We start from the raw sequence: 16,091 nt of genomic DNA on the forward strand, positions 1-16,091 counted from the left end.
ATCGAGGTTTTCGTGCCGATCCGCATCCTGACCAATGCAACTCTGGCGACGATGGAGGCAGGTGCTGGCTCTTACGGGTTGCTGTCCTGTGGCGCCCTGGCGATGGAGGATGACAAGATCCTCTGGTGCGGTCCGGCCTCTGAACTGCCCGCTTACGACGATGCCGAGGTCGAGGATCTGGGTGGCCGCCTGGTGACGCCCGGTTTCATTGATTGCCACACACATGTCGTCTTCGGCGGGAACCGCGCGCGTGAATTCGAGCTTCGGCTGGAAGGGGCGTCTTATGAAGAAGTGGCGCGGGCCGGCGGCGGGATCGTTTCAACCGTGCGTGCCACGCGGGAGGCCAGCGAAGAGGCGCTGCTTGCCGATGCTCTGCGGCGCGTGGACGCCCAGCTGGCCGAAGGGGTCACAACGCTTGAGGTGAAATCGGGCTACGGTCTGGACATAGAGACAGAGCTGCGAATGCTGCGTGTTGCGCGTCGCATCGCGGCCATGCGCGATGTGACCATACGCACCAGCTTCCTTGGCGCTCATGCGATCCCGCCGGAATATGCGGACCGCGCGGATGCCTACCTGGAAGAGGCCTGTCTGCCTGCTCTGCGGGCGGCGCATGCAGAGAGGCTGGTTGATGCGGTGGATGGCTTCTGCGAAGGGATCGCCTTTCTGCCGGAACAGATCGAACGGGTCTTTGCAGAGGCAAAGGCGCTTGGCCTGCCCGTAAAGCTGCACGCAGAGCAATTGTCGAACCTCGGCGGCGCGGTTTTGGCCGCCCGGCATGGCGCGCTGTCGGCAGATCACATCGAATACCTGGATGCAGAGGGTGTCTCTGCCATGGCCGCGGCTGGAACCGTCGCGGTTCTGCTGCCCGGCGCCTTCTATACGTTGAGAGAGACACAGGTGCCCCCCGTCGCCCTGTTGCGTGAGTCGGGTGTGCCGATTGCCCTGGCCACGGATTGCAACCCCGGGTCCTCTCCGCTCACATCGCTGCTGCTGACGCTCAACATGGGCTGCACGCTGTTCCGCCTGACGCCGGAAGAGGCGCTGGCCGGGGTGACGCGCAACGCGGCACAGGCCCTGGGCCTGACGGATCGCGGCGTGCTGCGCGCCGGTGCGCGTGCGGACTTGGGCATCTGGAACGTCGCTGAACCCGCAGAGCTTGCCTATCGGATCGGTTTCAACCCGCTCCATCGCCGTATCATCGGAGGACATGCATGACCGATCTCATTCCTGGCGCGACCACGCTTTCACAGCTTGAGGCGCTTTACCGCAGCGAGGGTCCGGTGCGTATTGATCGGGCCGCCAAGCCCGCCGTGGAAGCCGCAACTGAGGCGGTGCGCAAGGCCGCCCAGGGCGAAGAGGCCGTCTACGGCGTCAACACTGGCTTCGGAAAGCTGGCTTCTGTCAAGATCGCCCCGGAAGACACGGCGACGCTGCAACGCAACCTGATCCTGTCCCATTGCTCCGGTGTCGGAGAACCCACGCCGGCCCCGGTGACGCGTCTGATGATGACGCTCAAACTGCTATCGCTGTCACGCGGGGCATCCGGTGTCCGCTGGGAGGTCATGGAGCTGATCGAGGGGATGCTGGCGGCGAACCTCGTGCCTGTCGTGCCTGCCCAGGGCTCTGTCGGGGCATCCGGGGATCTTGCGCCGCTGGCCCATATGACCGCCGTGATGATCGGCGAAGGCGAGGCCGTGTTTGACGGCGCGCGGATGCCCGGTGCGAAGGCTTTGGAAAAAGCGGGGCTGTCGCCTGTGGTGCTGGGGCCGAAGGAAGGGCTTGGGCTGATCAACGGCACGCAATTCTCGACCGCTCATGCCCTGGCCGGATTGTTCGAGGCCTGGCGCATGGCAGAGGCCTGCCTGGTCACCGCCAGCCTGTCGACCGATGCGATCATGGGCTCCACCGCGCCGCTGTTGGCTGAAATCCACGCCCTGCGCGGACATCGCGGTCAGATCGAGGTTGCCGCTGCCATGCGCGACCTGATGGAGGGTTCCGAAATCCGCGAGAGCCACCGCGAAGGCGACAGCCGCGTTCAGGATCCCTACTGCATTCGCTGCCAACCCCAGGTCGTAGGCGCCTGTGTCGACCTGTTGCGCATGGCCGCCACCACGCTCGAGATCGAGGCCAATGCGGCCACCGACAACCCGCTGGTCCTGACCGAGGCCGGGCGCATCGTTTCGGGCGGAAATTTCCACGCAGAGCCGGTGGCCTTTGCCGCCGATCAGATCGCGCTGGCGGTGGCCGAGATCGGGGCAATTGCGCAACGCCGCGTGGCGCTGATGGTGGACCCGACGCTCAGCTTCGATCTGCCGCCTTTCCTTGCGATGGATCCCGGCCTGAACTCCGGCTTCATGATTGCCGAGGTCACCACCGCCGCGCTGATGAGCGAGAACAAACACCTCGCCAATCCCTGTTCGACAGACAGCACGCCGACCTCTGCGAACCAAGAGGACCACGTCTCCATGGCCGCCCATGGCGCGCGGCGGCTGTCGCGCATGGTCGAGAACCTGTCGAACATCCTGGGGGTCGAGCTGCTGTGCGGGGCGCTTGGGATCGAATGCCGCGCGCCGCTCAAGACCAGCGCGACCTTGCAGGCCGCCATAGCGAAACTGCGCGAAACGGTCCCGCCACTTGATCAGGACCGCTACCTTGCGCCGGAGATCGAGACCGCCGCGCAGCTTGTCGCCTCAGGCGCGTTGGTGGCTTCCGTATCCGGCACGCCCCTCATGACACTCGGAGACTGATATGGAGCCCGTGAGCGTCTTTCCCGGCGACAGCCCCGTCATCCTTGGGATGCCCCATGTCGGCACCTATGTGCCCGAGGATATCTTCAACCGCCTGAACGAGACCGGCAAGGCGCTGGCCGATACTGATTGGCACATTCATCTGCTTTACGACGGTGTGCTGGACGGTGCGAGCGTGGTGCAGGCAAACTTCCATCGCTACGTGATCGACGCCAACCGCGATCCCTCCGGGCAAAGCCTTTATCCCGGGCAGAACACCACCGGCCTTTGCCCGCTGACGGATTTTGAAGGCCATGCGCTTTACCTGCCGGGGCAGGAGCCCGATGCCGCAGAGGTAGAGGCACGGCGCCAAGCCTGGCATGCGCCCTATCACGCCGCCATGCAGCGCATGATCGACCAGACGCTGGAAAGGCACGGGGTCGCGATCCTGTTCGATTGCCACTCGATCCGGTCAGAGATCGCCTTCCTGTTCGACGGCATCCTGCCCGATCTCAACATCGGTACGAACGACGGCAAGAGCTGTGCGCCGGTGCTGGAAACGGACGTCGCCTCAATCGCCGCGCAGCATGCGGACAGCTACAGCTGGGTGCTGAACGGCCGCTTCAAGGGCGGCTGGACCACGCGCCACTATGGTCAGCCGGACAAACATGTGCACGCGATCCAGCTGGAGCTGGCCCAGAAGACCCACCTGCGCAGCGAAAGCGCGCCCTTCGACTTCGATGAAGCCCGGGCAGAGCGCCTGCGCAACACGCTGAAACCCATGCTTGGCACCCTTGATGCCTTGGCCCCATACCTTCCGGGAGGAAAGAAACATGGCTGACCGCCGCCACAACCTGCGCGATGTCTACCCGCCGACCGGCACGGAGCTGAACGCGAAATCCTGGCTCACCGAGGCGCCCCTGCGGATGCTGATGAACAACCTGCATCCCGACGTGGCAGAGAACCCGCATGAGCTGGTGGTCTACGGCGGCATCGGTCGCGCGGCCCGCACCTGGGAAGACTTCGACCGCATCTGTGCCGCCCTGAAGGACCTGTCCGAGACGGAGACCCTTCTGGTGCAATCGGGAAAGCCCGTCGGCGTCTTCCAGACCCACAAGGACGCGCCGCGCGTGCTGATCGCGAACTCGAACCTCGTGCCGCACTGGGCCAATTGGGACCATTTCAACGAGCTCGATAAGAAGGGTCTGGCGATGTACGGCCAGATGACCGCCGGGTCCTGGATCTACATCGGTACGCAGGGCATCGTCCAGGGCACCTACGAGACCTTCGCCGAAGCCGGCCGTCAGCATTATGACGGCGACCTGACCGGCAAGTGGATCCTGACGGGCGGCCTTGGTGGCATGGGTGGCGCTCAGCCGCTGGCCGCCGTCATGGCGGGCGCCTGCTGCCTGGCCGTGGAATGCGACGAAACCCGGATCGATTTCCGCCTGCGCACCCGCTACGTGGACGAAAAGGCATCCACCTTGGACGAGGCGCTTGAGATGATCGAGCGCTGGACCAAGGCGGGGGAAGCAAAATCCGTGGGGCTGGTCGGCAACGCGGCCGATATCTTCCCTGAGCTTGTGCGCCGCGGCGTGCGCCCGGACATCGTGACCGATCAGACCTCGGCCCATGATCCTGTGAACGGCTATCTGCCCAAGGGCTGGACCGTGGCCGAGTGGCGCGAAAAGCGCGAGAGCGATCCGAAGGCGGTAGAGAAGGCCGCGCGTGCCTCCATGCGCGAACATGTCGAGGCGATGGTGGCGTTCTGGAACGCAGGTGTGCCCACGCTCGATTACGGCAATAACATCCGGCAGGTGGCGCTGGACGAAGGTTTCGAGAACGCCTTTGCTTTCCCCGGCTTCGTGCCTGCCTATATCCGCCCGCTCTTCTGCCGCGGTGTCGGGCCCTTCCGCTGGTGTGCGCTGTCCGGCGATCCGGAGGATATCTACAAGACCGACCAGAAGGTGAAGGAGCTGATCCCCGACGATCCGCACCTGCACAAGTGGCTGGACATGGCGCGCGAGCGGATCTCCTTCCAGGGGCTGCCGGCGCGGATCTGCTGGGTCGGCCTTGGCCAGCGTCACCGCCTGGGCCTGGCCTTCAACGAGATGGTCCGCACCGGAGAGCTGAAGGCCCCGGTGGTCATCGGGCGCGATCACCTTGATTCGGGCTCGGTCGCTTCGCCGAACCGCGAGACCGAGGCGATGAAGGACGGCTCCGACGCCGTGTCCGACTGGCCGCTGCTGAATGCCCTGCTGAACACCGCTTCGGGCGCGACATGGGTGTCGCTGCATCATGGCGGTGGGGTCGGAATGGGTTTCTCCCAGCACTCCGGCATGGTCATCTGCGCCGACGGTAGCGAGGACGCGGATGCGCGGCTTGCCCGTGTGCTCTGGAATGACCCGGCAACCGGCGTTATGCGACATGCAGATGCGGGCTATGACATCGCTCTGGACTGCGCGCGCGAACATCAACTCAAACTTCCCGGGATACTCGGGTCCGCCGACTAACAACTCGGGAAGGGCGGATCCAAACAAAAACAAGACCCTCCCCCAATCCAACAGATGGAGAACCGAACATGAAGAAGACTCTGCTGGGAATGCTGACCGTCGCCGGGCTTGGCCTGGCCGGTGCGGCGCAGGCCGACGTGCTTTCCGACATCATGGAAGAAGGCAAGATCACTGTCGCGACAGAGATGCACTACGCACCTTTCGACATCCTGCAAGATGGCAAATACGTGGGCATCGACGCGGATATCTTCGCCATCATGGGCGAGAAGATGGGCGTCGAAGTCGAATACATGGACCTGCCCTGGAATTCGATCCTGCCCGGCCTGGAAGCCGGCAAGTTCGATTTCGTCATCGCGCCCGTCACCATGACTGCCGAACGGATGGAGCGTTACAACTTCACCCTGCCGATCGGCAATGCCACCGTTGCCCTGGCCAAGAAGGCCGGCGATGACAGCATCTCGGTCCCTGAGGACATCGCGGGTCAACCTGTCGGCACCCAGAAGGGCACGGCGCAGCTGGCACAACTTCAGGCCTTCTCTGCCACCCTGGAGCCCGAAGCGGAGATCCGCGAATACGGCAACATCGACGAGGCGCTGGCGGATCTGGCCGCGGGCCGTCTGAAGGCGGTTGCGAACTCCCTGCCGCTGATGGGCTATGCCGCTGTCCAGCGTCCGGGCCTGTTCGAGCTGGTGATGCCGCCCTTCGGTGATCCCAAGTACTTCGGCTGGGTCGCCGCCGGTGGCGAGGAAAGCGAAAGCCTGATCGCCAAGGTGAACGAGATCCTGCTGGAAATGCACGAAGACGGCTCCCTTGATGCGATCAACGAGAAATGGCTGGGCGCGGCACCTGAGCTGCCCACGACCATGCCGGAAGTGAAGTAAGACCATGCCGGCGGGTCACTGCGATCCGCCGGTTTCCCCTTTGGCCTGTTCCGCCAGAAGGATGCATGCTCCGTGAATTTCTCGTTCGAGACGATCTGGCACAACCTGCCCTACCTGCTGGCGGCGGCGCGCTGGACGCTGATCATTTCCCTGGCCGGCATGGCGATTTCGGTGATCTGGGGCATCTGCATCTGTGCCGCGCGTATCTCTTCTTCGCGCCTGCTGTCGGGAATTGCCGCGCTCTACATCTCGTTTTTCCGCGGGGTGCCCTTGCTGGTGCAGATCCTCGTGTTCTTCTACATCCTGCCCTATGTGGGTCTGGATCTGCCTGCCATTGCCGCGGCCATCGCGGCCGTCGGCCTGTGTTCGGCGGCCTATTCGGCAGAGATCCTGCGCGGCTCCCTGCAGGCGATCCCGGCCGGTCAGACTGAGGCCGCTCATGCCCTTGGGATGCCGCCCATGTCGCTCTGGCGGCGCATTCTCGTCCCACAGGCGATCCGCATCGGGCTGCCCTCTCTGATCAACGAATTGATCCTGCTGGTGAAGGTGTCTTCCCTTGCGTCGGTCGTCGGCATCGGTGAGCTGACCCGCGTTGCGCAGAACATCACGGGCCAGACCTACCGCCCGCTGGAGATCTACATAACCGCTGCCGTGCTCTACTTCCTGATCAACCTCGTCATCTCCCGCGCCGGGCTGCTGGCTGAGAAGCGTCTGAAGGTGTCCTGATGGAACTGGATCTTTTCCTTCGCTACGGGCCCGCGCTTCTGGAGGGCTTCGGCGTCACGGTCCTGTGCTGGATCGTCGGCTCGCTGGGCGGCGTCGTGCTGGGCTTCATCCTGGCCTGTCTTTATCGCTGGGGCCCCGCGCCGCTTCGCTGGGTGATCTACGCCTATGTCGAGGTCATCCGCGGCACGCCCTTCATGATCCAGCTCTTCCTGCTCTATTATGGCGGGCCCTACATGGGTCTTGTCCTGACGCCGATCCAGGCGGGTATCCTCAGCTTCATCGTCTACGGCTCCCCCTATTTCGCAGAGATCTTCCGGTCCGGCTTCAACGCCATCCCGCTGGGCCAGATTGAGGCCGCCCGCTGCCTTGGCATCCCGGAATGGCGCATCGTGCTGCGCATCACCCTGCCGCAGATGTTGGTGCCGATCACCGCGCCGCTGACCAACTTCTTCATCATCCTGACCAAGGAAACCGCGATCCTTGCCACCGTCACGGTGCCGGAGCTTCTGTTCCAGGTGCAATCGATGATGGCAGAGACCTTCACCTACGTCGAACCGCTGCTGGCGCTGTCGCTCTTCTACTGGTTCATGGTCACCCTCACAGCCCGCTTCGGCGCCTGGGTGGAAACCCGCGTCACACGGCACCTGAGCCGCGCCTGAAAGGAACACCCCCATGTCCGAACCGATCCTGACCGTCCGTGGCCTGTCCAAGCGTTTCGGAGATTTCGAGGCGCTGCGGCACATCGACCTGGACGTGAACCAAAACGAGGTTCTCTGCCTGATCGGGCCGTCCGGGTCCGGCAAATCAACGCTGCTTCGCTGTCTCAACTTCCTTGAGGCCTATGACGATGGCGAAGTGCGTCTGGAAGGGGAGCTGATCGGCTGGCGTGAAGGCGGGGCCTCTCCGCGGCGTGCCCTGGCGTCGGGCGCCCTGCGCAAGCAGCGGCAGGGGATCGGAATGGTCTTCCAGCAATTCAACCTCTGGCCCCACATGACAGCGCTTGGCAACGTGACCGAGGCGCTGATGCAGGTGAAGGGCCTGTCCCGCAAGCAGGCTGAGGAAAAGGCGCAGGCTGCGCTTGAAAAGGTCGGGCTGTCTGACAAGGCGGGTAACCACCCGGCCAACCTGTCGGGCGGGCAGCAGCAGCGCGTGGCCATCGCCCGCGCCGTCGCGATGGAACCCCGGCTGATGCTCTTCGATGAGCCGACCTCGGCACTTGATCCCGAACTGGTCGGAGAGGTGCTTGCCGCCATGAAGCAGATGGCGGCAGAGGGCATGACCATGGTTGTCGTGACCCATGAAATGGGCTTTGCCGCCCATGTGGCGGATCGCGTGGCCTTTCTTGACGGCGGTCGGCTGGTCGGTGTCACCCCCCCGTCAGAGATCTTCGGCAAGGAGCCGGAAGATCCCCGTATCCAGCGCTTCCTGCAAACCTACCGTGAGCGCAACGTCGTCTGATCCCGTTTGATTCGCGCCCTCTCTAGGGGGACTTTTGCCGCTTGGGTGACCAAAGGCTGAGCATTCCGCGCGTGCTCGGGGTCAAAAAGCGATCAAAATCGGTCCGTTTCGGCCCACAGGTCATGTGAGGCAAGACAGGTGCCCTGCCGGGGTTAACACTTCTGTCATGAGCCGATGGCCGGGGACGACCCCGGATTTGCCCTGAGCGCCCATCCTGACAAAGGGGACGACCCCACGACCAAAGCTTAAGGGAGCCGAAGGATCGTGACCCGTGATTTGAAGGAAAAGGCAGAAGTTGCGCGTGTAATCGCAGATGATCAGATGGCGCTCACGATAGATGACGCCACCTTGCCCGTCGTGGATCTCGGGCCGCTGATGACCGGCACGCAGGCCGACAGGACCCGAGTGGCCGCTGCGCTTGGCAAGGCCGCGCGGGAGTCGGGCTTCTTCTACATCATCAACCACGGCATCCCGCAGGAACAGGTCGAGGCGACCTTCGCTGCGTCGAAGCAATTTCACGAGATGACCCGTTCCGAGAAGATGAAGTACTGGTGCGGGTTCACCACCCACCATCGCGGGTTCGTCCCTTACGAGGAAAACGGCTGGGATTTCCCCAAGACCATCAACTTCAACGAGGCCTGGGACATGTCCTACGAGGCCCCGGCGGATCACCCCGATTACCTGGCCGGCTGGCGCATGACCGGCCCCAACGTCTGGCCCGACCTGCCGGGCTGGAAAGAGACCGTATCTGGCTATTACGACGCGGTCTTCGCCCTTGGTTTGAAACTGCTCGACACGCTGGCGCTTGAGCTTCAGGTCGACCCGGCGGAGCTGCGCCAGCACATCAACGTCCCGTGCTCTCAACTGCGCCTGCTGCATTACGTCGCCAACGACATGCCAGCCACGAAAGAGATGATGGGCATCGGCGCGCATTCCGATTTCGAGTGTTTCACCATCCTCGCCACCGGCGGTCCCGGGCTACAGGTGATGAATGCCGATGACGTCTGGATAGAGGCCCCGCCAATTCCGGGCACCTTCGTTGTTAACATCGGGGATATCTTCGAAACCTGGTCGGGCGGGCAGTTCAAATCCACCCAGCACCGGGTGATCAACTCAGGCAGGGAGCGCTATTCCATGCCGCTCTTCTTCGGCTTCGACTACCATGCCGTGGTGGAACCGCTGGAGAAGTTCCGCACGCCGGAGGCCGTGGCAAGGTACCCGCCCATGGCGGCCGGAGAGCACCTGATGCGGATGACCACGAAGGGGTTCCGCTACATGTCCGACGCCCGGGACAAGGGGGTCTTCATCCCCGACTACGAAATCCCGGACGAGAACCCCTTCAAACGCGAGGCGAAACAGCCCGCGCAAGGATGAAGCCGGCGTCCCGGCAAGACGATCGTCCCGGTCCATGGCGGATGCGCCTTGGGCCGCCCGGTTAGATCTGGCCAAGCGCCAGCCATGAAAAAACAGGCCAAGGGCCGCAAAAGCAACAGGGAATTCACACTATGACGATCAAGACAAACCTGACCCGCCGAAGCTTCCTTCAGACCAGTGCAGCCGCTGCCGCGGCCTCCGGCCTTGCCGCGCCCCTGATCGCCCAGGACCGGGTGCTGAAGATCGGCTCCTACGGCGGCTATTTCGAGGACAGCTTCAAGCAATACGTCTATCCCGGTTTCACCGAGGCGACTGGCATCACCGTGGAGAGCGTGACCCAGCCCAACTCTGCCGACTGGCTGATCACCATGCAGCAAGCGGCCATGGCGGGGACCGTGCCTGCGGACCTGTCGCTTTACGCCCGTGACACGCTGATCAAGGCCAGCCGGGAGGAAGGGCTTCTTGCGCCGCTCGACATGTCCAAGGTGCCGGCCGCCAGCCAGCTTGATCCGTACTTCGTCTTCGAAGACAGCCCCGGGGTCTTGGGCGTGGGGGCGATGTCCTGGTTCTCTTCCATGGTGATCAACCCTGATGAGATCGACGCGCCGGCAAGCTGGGCCGATTTCTGGAACACGGAGATCTTCGAAGCCTCCCTTGGGATCGCGCGGCGCTACAATGCCGGTTTCATGGATGTCATCGCCGCGACCTTCTTCGACGGGGAAGAAACCTTTGCCACGAACGAAGGCATCATCGCCATCACCGAGAAGGCCGCAGAGCTGAAGCCCAACGTTGCGCTCTGGTGGTCGGCAGAAAGCCAGATGGAACAGGCGATGAAGAACCTCGATGTGGTGGCGGGCACCTACTACCACGATGTCGCGGGGATCATGGCTGCCGATGGCTTCCCGATCCTGTCGATGTTCCCGAAAGAGGGCTGCGTGCAGGATTACGGGTCCTGGTGCCTGTCCGGCCTGTCGGAGAAAGGCGCGGAGGCCGCTGAGTTCGTGAACTATTCCTCCACGCCGGAAGTGCAGGCCATCATGTCCCGCATGATCGGCACCGCGCCGCTGCTGCCCCAGGAGGCGACCGACCTAACGGACGAGGAATTCGCCGCCGTTTCCGGCTCCCCTTCCATCCGCCCGGCCTACGGCGCTTACCTGGATAACGAGACCTTCATTCAGGAAACCTGGGACGCGATGCTGGCCGAGGGCTGATCCATGGCCGATCTCGTCATGAAAGCCATCCGGAAGGATTTTGGGTCCTTCCGGGCGGTGGACAACATCAACCTGACCTTTGCGCATGGCAAGCTGACGGCGCTTCTGGGCCCGTCAGGATGCGGCAAGACTACCCTTTTGCGGATGATCGCGGGGCTGGAGACCCCCACCCGGGGGCAGCTCATGCTGGGCGATCAGGAGATCACGGCCAAGCCTGCTCATCAGCGCAAGTTCGGCATGGTCTTCCAGAACTTCGCCCTGTTTCCGCACCTAAGCGTGGCAGAGAACATCGCCTATTCGCTCGCGATTGAAGGGGTGGCAAAGGCCAGGCGCCGGGCGCGGGCAGATGAGCTGCTGGAGCTGGTTCAACTTGTTGGCTACGGCGATCGCCGCATCGGAGAGCTCTCCGGCGGGCAGCGCCAGCGGGTGGCCATTGCCCGGGCCCTTGCGCAGGAACCTTCCGTCTTCCTGCTTGATGAACCGATGTCGGCGCTTGATGCAAAGCTGCGCGAAGACATGCAGGTAGAGTTGCGCCTGCTTCAGCAGCGCGTCGGCATCACCACCATCGTCGTGACCCATGATCAGCGCGAGGCGATGACCATGGCCGACCAGATCGTGGTCATGTCCAAGGGTCGCGCCGAACAGGTCGGCACCCCGCAAGAGATCTACTCCAGGCCGGCCAACAGTTTCGTTGCCTCTTTCATCGGCAAGGCGAACTTCCTGGCGGGTGAAGCGCAGGGTGGCAGGTTCCGGGTGGGTGACTACCTTCTGCAGGCCCCGGAAAGCCGTCAGTTCACCAACAATTCACCGGTGACCATTGCAGTGCGTCCCGAGAACGCCGTGATCGCAGAGACGGAAAACGCGGCCCTTGGCAACAACATCCCGGCAGAGATCACCTTCATCCGTGATGTGGGCTCTACCCGCGACATCTACCTGAAGACACCGGTGGGCGAGATGATCGTGGAATACGGCGCCGGTGAGACCCTGCGCCCCCTTTCCGTGGGTGAAAAGGTGCCGCTTCATCTGCCGCCCGAGAAACTTCATGTCTTCCCCCGCGACGTGGAGGCGGCGGGATGAGCCTGAGCACCGCAGAGGATCTGCCTACACCGGCCCCCATCGTGGTCCGCGAACCCTCTCTCTGGTTCAAGCTGGGGCTGGTCGCCTTGCTGGCCCTTCTGTGTCTCGTGCCATTCCTCTTCGTGCTTACCATTTCATTCGGTCACAAGATCGAAGGGGCGGGATGGGCGTTCGGCTTTGAGTTCAGCCATTACAAGCGCTTCTTCCTTGGCGCGACATGGCCGGAGACGTTCCAGTCGCTCTACATCCAGCGGCTTGGCTATTCTCTGTTTTTCGCGGCGATCGGTGCCGTGATCGCCGTCGCGCTGGCCTTTCCCTTCACCTATTTCCTGACCCGGATGAGCCGGCGGGCACAGACGGTCTGGCTGGTGGTGCTGCTCTCATCCCTGTCCCTGTCAGAGGTCTTCATCGTCATGGGCTGGGATATCCTGCTGTCCGCACGCTCCGGATTGCCCGCGCTGCTCGACGGGATCGGGTTCACCGACCTGATGAAAGACCTGGGCTGGTTCCAGTGGTTCAGGGATGTCGGCCTGGCCTCACCCCGTGCCTTCAAGTTCAAGACATCGGGCTTCGCGACGGTGCTCTGCATGGCCTACCTGGTCTGGCCCTATGCGGTGATCCTGCTTTACCCGGCGCTGTCACGTCTGGACCCGGCGCTGGTCGAGGCCGCGCGCACCATGGGCGCCCGGCCCGGGCAGGTCGTCAGGACGGTCGTTCTGCCCTCTGTTCGGCTGCCTCTTTTCGGCTCCACCCTGCTGCTCTTCGTCTTCCTGCTGGGCACCTATGTCACGATTTCCGTCTTTGCCGATCCGTCGCAGCACACGCTGGCGGTTTCCATCTACGATTCCGTACGCGGCTCGACCCTTAACGCCCCCTTCGGCGCGGCCCAGTCGGTCATCCTTCTGATCACGGCGGGGCTATTCCTGATTGCGGGACAGAAGCTTTCCAAAGCCGGAGGCACGGCATGAGGATTTCTCTTTTCGGGCGGCTGTTCATGGGGCTGAGCGCGGTGATGCTGATGCTGCCGATCCTGGTGGTTGCGGCCTCTGCGCTGAACGGCGGGCGATCCATGCTGTTCCCGCCGCAGGACCCGACACTGACCCGGTTTTCAGAGTTCTTCATCTCTGAACCGATCTGGCGCACGGCGCTTGGCAACTCGGTGATCGTGGCGCTCAGTTCCGCGGCGATCGCGGTGCTCTTCGCCTGGCCCGCGGCTTATTTTCTGTGGAAAAGGGCGACCGGGCTGTCAAAGGCCATCGCCGGGCTGATGGCCTTGCCCTTTGCCGTTCCGCCCATCGTCTTTGGCGTCGGGCTTGGCTTCATGTGGTCCTTTCTCGGTGGCTTGGGCTCCCTCTGGGCCGGGATCCTGTCCCATGGGGCGTTGTTCGCCGCGCTGCCGCTGGTCACCATCTCCATCGGGTTGCAAAGCATCGATCGTGCCCACCTAGACGCCGCCGCAACCATGGGCGCGACCGAGGGCGTGACCTTCCGCACGATCATCCTGCCACAGACCATCCCCTACACCATCTCGGGCTTCTTCTTTGCCATGGTGCTCAGCTTCAACGAGTTCATCGTGATGTTCTTCGTCTCCAGCTCCTCCTACGCGACGGTGACGCTGCAGATCTTCAATTCACTGCGCAACGGCTTCACGCCCACGATGGCCGTTGGCGCGATCACCTTCATCTTCGTCTCCGTCGCCGCCTTTTCCCTGGTCGCGCGCTACGGCGATCTGCCGCGCCTGATGGGTGCCGATCAATCCCGCAACTGAAGGAACTGCCATGCCCCGCCAACCTACAATCGTCGGAAACGCCGTCCTGCTGGTCATCGACATCCAGGCCTCTGCCTTCATGGATGTGAAAGAGGGCATCCCGATGATGCCCGAATACAAGGACAACATGGCCCGGGCCCTCAAGGTCATCGAGGCCGCGCGCGAAGCTGGTTTGCCCACTGTCTACGTACAGGAAATCCACCGCAAGGACATGGTCGACTACGGTCGCGAACTGGATGGCTCTGAGGGAATCCACTGCCGTGAGGACCACCCTGGAACGCGCTTGCCGGCAGAGATCACCGGCCAGCGGCCAGAGGATTACTTTGTCCCCAAGCGCCGCTACTCTGCCTTCTTCGGAACGGATCTTGAGATCCTGCTGAAGGGGCTCAAGGCGCAAACCCTGATCCTGATCGGCGGCATGACGGATGTCTGCGTGCATTACACCTTCGTCGATGGGCACCAGCATGACTACTACTGCCGGGTCGTTTCCGACTCTGTCGGGGGAACCTCGCCCGAAGCGCACCAGGCCTCCCTCAACGCGATGGAATACCTTCAGGAAGGTGCCGTGATCAAAACGGAAGACGCCATTGCCAAGATCCTGTCCCTCAGCGCCGCTGCATGAGCGAAATGCGCATCGGCGGGCACTGGCAGCGTGAAAGCATCACTGCACCGGGCATGGAGGATCGCACGACCCGTGTTCACTGGTTGCAGGCGGAGGAAGGGTTTTGCGACATCCGCATCCCGCTGACCCGGCCCGATACAGAGGGTGCAGGCGCGCTTTGCGAACTGGGGGCCGACGCGCTGCTGGAGCTCATGAACGGCTTCGGCTTTGCAGGCACGACCCAGCTAAAGGGGGACCGCTGCACCTGGCATCGCCAGATCGCATTTCACGGGACACCCGAGGGCGCGGCGGCGGATGTCGGCACCCTGCGTCGCGGCCCCGGGGGGCGCATTATCGAAGACGGTGCCGAAGGCGCTTACAGAGAGGTCTGGACGCGCCTGGCCCATGCGCCTTGTGACCATGCCACGTGGAGGCTGGAAGATCGCGTGTTGCATCTTGCCTGGACGCGATCGACCTTCCTGCTGGCAACCGGGGTTCCGGATGCGCCGGACAGCCTTTCCCTGCGCCAGGCCCTGGAAAAAGGGGAGCGCCCGGAGGCGGCACTGGCCGATTTCTTCACCGCCGAATACACGCTTGGCCATTGGGATAGAGATCGTGGTGTTGCGCGCCTTTCAACGGACCCGCTGCGCGAGGGGCAGGTCATCCTTTCTCTTGCCGGGCTTGAAGATGCCCGGTTGCACCTTTTCCGAACGGATTACTTCGGCACGCTTCGGGAAGAGGTCTGGCACCGCTGACGCGGCAGTTTCCCCGCCCTGTCAGTGGCGGGGGCTGTCCCCCGGGCGTTTCAGATCAGCCCCTTGCCTTCCCAAAGGGAAAGATATTCGTCGCAGATCTCCTGCATCCTGGCGTGGCCAAAGGCGGTATCGTGACCACCATGGACGATTTGCACCGGTAGCTCGCGGATCTTGCGAAGGGTCTCTGCATAGGCAGGCACATCATAGTCCGGGCCATCCCATAACAGGGGGCCGTCATAGATCGCGTCGGCGCTGAAAAGCGTGCCGGTCTCTTCCTGCCACAGCCCGATCTGGCCCGGAGAATGACCGGGAAGGTGGATGACCTCTGCCTTCCAGCCGCCAAGATCGATGACATCCCCTTCGGTCACCGTGCCGGTGGCAGGGGCACCGGGAAACCGATAACTGCGGGGGTCGTAGCCCTCATGGGGCAGCGCGTCGATCAGCATCGGCCAGAGCGGAGCATAGCCTGCTGCCTCGAACGCCTCGACAAGCGATTGCGGCAGGGTCGAGGCATCCAGGGAATAGGCCGGCGGCGTCGCCAGTTCGCCGGCTTCCAGGGGATGGACCAGGCGCGTGTCGAATTCCTGTACCGCGCCGAAATGGTCAACATGCGTGTGCGTGGTGAGGCAAATCATGGGCTTGGAGGGATCGGGTCGCAGCGCATCGACAAAGGGCCTGAGCGGCGCAACGCCCATCCCGGTGTCGATGATCATTTCCAGGTCTTCTCCTTCAACCAGATACATGTTGGCTGAGAAGATCGGATGCACATGGGGCTCTGTAATCAGCGTCAGGCCGGGGGAAGGGGATGCGGAGCGATACCAGGCTTTGGCGACGGGCAAGGCGCTCATGGTGTCTCTTGCCCCAATGGCTTGTCCTCGAATGTCATCTCGTCTCGTCCCCTCGCATCGCGTAAAATGCAACTCCAGGTTAACAATTTGGACCGCGAGGTGAATACTGGCGTTCCTTCCCCAAACGTGTGGCAGGCGAGATACCGCCCCTGA

At 63.1% G+C, this 16,091-nt stretch carries 16 protein-coding genes; 15 read left to right on the forward strand and 1 reads right to left on the reverse strand.

Going from position 1 to position 16,091, the window contains the following annotated elements:
• Nucleotides 1-51 precede the first annotated feature (51 nt).
• From hutI to HCZ97_RS06540, 15 genes are all read left to right on the forward strand, one after another.
• Nucleotides 52-1,215: an imidazolonepropionase gene (gene hutI / locus HCZ97_RS06470; protein ID WP_175581654.1), complete on the forward strand. Its 1,164-nt coding sequence runs from the start codon at nt 52-54 to the stop codon at nt 1,213-1,215.
• Nucleotides 1,212-2,747 (forward strand): histidine ammonia-lyase, encoded by a 1,536-nt coding sequence (gene hutH / locus HCZ97_RS06475; RefSeq protein WP_167687869.1) that lies wholly within the window; start codon nt 1,212-1,214, stop codon nt 2,745-2,747. The genes hutI and hutH overlap by 4 nt, the downstream gene beginning before the upstream one ends.
• A 1-nt stretch (nt 2,748) precedes the next feature.
• Nucleotides 2,749-3,567, forward strand: coding sequence for an N-formylglutamate deformylase (gene hutG / locus HCZ97_RS06480; protein ID WP_167687870.1), 819 nt, complete (start codon nt 2,749-2,751; stop codon nt 3,565-3,567).
• Nucleotides 3,560-5,239: a urocanate hydratase gene (gene hutU / locus HCZ97_RS06485; RefSeq protein ID WP_167687871.1), complete on the forward strand. Its 1,680-nt coding sequence runs from the start codon at nt 3,560-3,562 to the stop codon at nt 5,237-5,239. Before hutG ends, hutU begins: the two co-directional genes overlap by 8 nt.
• Before the next feature lie 68 nt (nt 5,240-5,307).
• Entirely contained in the window at nt 5,308-6,120 is an 813-nt protein-coding gene (locus HCZ97_RS06490; protein WP_167687872.1) for a transporter substrate-binding domain-containing protein, read from the forward strand.
• 72 nt (nt 6,121-6,192) lie between these two features.
• A complete protein-coding gene (locus tag HCZ97_RS06495; RefSeq protein ID WP_167687873.1) occupies nt 6,193-6,846 on the forward strand; it encodes an amino acid ABC transporter permease in 654 nt (217 codons plus the stop codon).
• A complete protein-coding gene (locus HCZ97_RS06500; RefSeq protein WP_167687874.1) occupies nt 6,846-7,505 on the forward strand; it encodes an amino acid ABC transporter permease in 660 nt (219 codons plus the stop codon). Before HCZ97_RS06495 ends, HCZ97_RS06500 begins: the two co-directional genes overlap by 1 nt.
• Nucleotides 7,506-7,518: 13 nt before the next feature.
• Nucleotides 7,519-8,304: an amino acid ABC transporter ATP-binding protein gene (locus HCZ97_RS06505; RefSeq protein WP_167687875.1), complete on the forward strand. Its 786-nt coding sequence runs from the start codon at nt 7,519-7,521 to the stop codon at nt 8,302-8,304.
• Between the two features lie 321 nt (nt 8,305-8,625).
• Complete coding sequence (locus HCZ97_RS06510; protein WP_167687876.1) at nt 8,626-9,678, forward strand: isopenicillin N synthase family oxygenase; 1,053 nt, start codon at nt 8,626-8,628, stop codon at nt 9,676-9,678.
• Nucleotides 9,679-9,809: 131 nt separating this feature from the next.
• Nucleotides 9,810-10,889 (forward strand): PotD/PotF family extracellular solute-binding protein, encoded by a 1,080-nt coding sequence (locus tag HCZ97_RS06515; protein ID WP_167687956.1) that lies wholly within the window; start codon nt 9,810-9,812, stop codon nt 10,887-10,889.
• A 3-nt stretch (nt 10,890-10,892) separates the two neighbouring features.
• Nucleotides 10,893-11,966: an ABC transporter ATP-binding protein gene (locus tag HCZ97_RS06520; protein WP_167687877.1), complete on the forward strand. Its 1,074-nt coding sequence runs from the start codon at nt 10,893-10,895 to the stop codon at nt 11,964-11,966.
• Nucleotides 11,963-12,934, forward strand: coding sequence for an ABC transporter permease (locus HCZ97_RS06525; protein WP_167687878.1), 972 nt, complete (start codon nt 11,963-11,965; stop codon nt 12,932-12,934). The genes HCZ97_RS06520 and HCZ97_RS06525 overlap by 4 nt, the downstream gene beginning before the upstream one ends.
• Nucleotides 12,931-13,734: an ABC transporter permease gene (locus HCZ97_RS06530; protein WP_167687879.1), complete on the forward strand. Its 804-nt coding sequence runs from the start codon at nt 12,931-12,933 to the stop codon at nt 13,732-13,734. Before HCZ97_RS06525 ends, HCZ97_RS06530 begins: the two co-directional genes overlap by 4 nt.
• 10 nt (nt 13,735-13,744) lie before the next feature.
• Nucleotides 13,745-14,356, forward strand: a complete 612-nt coding sequence (locus HCZ97_RS06535) for a cysteine hydrolase family protein (RefSeq protein ID WP_167687880.1) — start codon at nt 13,745-13,747, stop codon at nt 14,354-14,356.
• Entirely contained in the window at nt 14,353-15,090 is a 738-nt protein-coding gene (locus tag HCZ97_RS06540; protein ID WP_167687881.1) for a hypothetical protein, read from the forward strand. The genes HCZ97_RS06535 and HCZ97_RS06540 overlap by 4 nt, the downstream gene beginning before the upstream one ends.
• A gap of 50 nt (nt 15,091-15,140) precedes the next feature.
• On the opposite strand, the gene HCZ97_RS06545 is transcribed toward HCZ97_RS06540, so the two are convergent.
• Nucleotides 15,141-15,938: an MBL fold metallo-hydrolase gene (locus tag HCZ97_RS06545; RefSeq protein ID WP_167687882.1), complete on the reverse strand. Its 798-nt coding sequence runs from the start codon at nt 15,936-15,938 to the stop codon at nt 15,141-15,143.
• Nucleotides 15,939-16,091 lie beyond the last annotated feature (153 nt).

The sequence above is a fragment of the Pseudooceanicola sp. HF7 genome (assembly GCF_011806405.1).
In the GTDB taxonomy this organism is placed as follows: Bacteria; Pseudomonadota; Alphaproteobacteria; order Rhodobacterales; family Rhodobacteraceae; genus Pseudooceanicola.